At 32.4% G+C, this 1,695-nt stretch carries 1 protein-coding gene; it reads right to left on the bottom strand.

What is annotated here, in order from left to right:
• Nucleotides 1-174: 174 nt before the first annotated feature.
• Nucleotides 175-1,491 carry an IS4 family transposase gene (locus tag M2098_RS11515; protein ID WP_280684631.1) on the bottom strand — a complete coding sequence of 439 codons (1,317 nt, stop codon included), beginning with the start codon at nt 1,489-1,491 and terminating at the stop codon, nt 175-177.
• Between the last annotated feature and the right edge of the window lie 204 nt (nt 1,492-1,695).

Below are 1,695 nucleotides of genomic sequence, written 5' to 3' on the forward strand. Positions count from 1 at the left end.
TTAATGTCATTAAGTTAAGAATCCATTAACCAAGCAAAATTCATCGATGAAGTGAATTTTGCTTGGTTTTTTGTTATCTTCAGAAAGTTGTGATATTTCAAGCAGTAAAGAACATGCTAAAAAAGATGTTCTTTGTAGTGAACATTTTTTGAAGTTAGGTTATAATGTAATTGCTTAAGAGAAACGATAATTAAAACCAATGGTTCGTTGAATTCTTACATTTCTTTCGTTCTGTCGGTTAGGACGTATTGGAAGAAGTTCCTTGGATATTATCGTTTTGAAGCTGGGTGGGAAACCACCTTTTCTTTTTATCATTTCGCGAATGAGATGAATACCACTTGTAAGATTGATTTTATACTCCCATTTACGCCGTTTCTCTACTTTATCACAAGTTTTATTGATGATAAGCATAGATAAATTATACAAAATAGCCTTTGCCCAAATCTCTTGTTGAATACTGTTTCTTTTTTTACTATGTAACACTTTAAGTGCAGTTGCATACTTAAGATGGCGAAAAGAAACCTCTATCCCCCAACGCAATTTATATAATTCTTTAATAGCAGTAGCAGGGAATTCTTCTCTTGATAGATTAGTTAAGATTGATTCATATTCCTCGTCGCCATTCGCTTTAAAACGTACAACTCGAAAACCAATTGGGTATTCATCATTAACAGTTTCGATATAATCAAATGTCGTTGTTGTTGAAATAAACCGATATGTATCAGGTTGACTTCGGATCTCTTTCGTTTGTTTCTTTGTTAGAATCGTGTGAACATCTACATCAAACTCTTCATTTGGTAAATTGAACCTTTTAAGTAAACTACTTTTTGATTCAATGTCTTTGGAGCGAATAACGAAAGATTTATTTGCATGCATAATATGTGCCATAGTATTCCAAGTAGCATAATATCTATCCGCAATATAAATAACGTTGTCCTCTGGATGAGATTCAGCCATCGATACAAGTGATTTAGGTTCATTTTTATTTTTACAGCCAGTTATTATCATATCAACGTATCGATGTTCTAGCAGATCATAAGCAGAGTCGATGTGATACTGACTCATTGGCTTTAGATTGGAACCACAAGAAGTTAAAGTATCTGCATCAGTTAAATCAAGAGGAATAGAAAGATCACTGCCATCAACACCAAGAAGTTGATACCCATTGTATAATTTTCTACAAGGGAAAGAAGAATTCAATAAATAAAATAGTTCCTTAAATGCAGTGGAATTAAGTTTATCTCTTGCTTGGACAAATGCACTTGAGGATGCAGTATTCGCATCATAATCAAAGTAATCCCATAATTCTTCTTTGATAGGTTTAGCAGCAGAAAAAATAATGATTTTCATTAAATCTTGGAAAGATAATTTGCGATTTCTAGTGAAATCAGAATAGATGTTATTTACAAGGTTCCGGCTATTTTTCTCGGACGCAAGAGTATCAATATGGGAATTGAAAACTCGTAAAACTTTATTAGAATAATCAGACATTAGAAAGTCCTCCTATTCTATTTTTATGAACTAAAAATGTGAAATAGATTAAAAATACGATTTTCATAATTAAGCGACCTCCATATACCTCTCTTACGAAAGGCGCGGAGCGCCCAAATTTTGTAGTAAAAGTCAATAGAAAAAAAGAGGGGTCAAAATTAATTGATCCCTCTTACAATTCTATTACTTAACTTAATGACATTA

Source organism: Breznakia sp. PFB1-19, from assembly GCF_029893935.1.
Classification (GTDB): Bacteria; Bacillota_I; Bacilli_A; order Erysipelotrichales; family Erysipelotrichaceae; genus Breznakia; species Breznakia blatticola.

What these genes read in the sequence shown, in the direction of transcription:
- M2098_RS11515 (WP_280684631.1), bottom strand. Translation starts at nt 1,491, where the DNA reads ATGTCTGATTATTCTAATAAAGTTTTACGAGTTTTCAATTCCCATATT.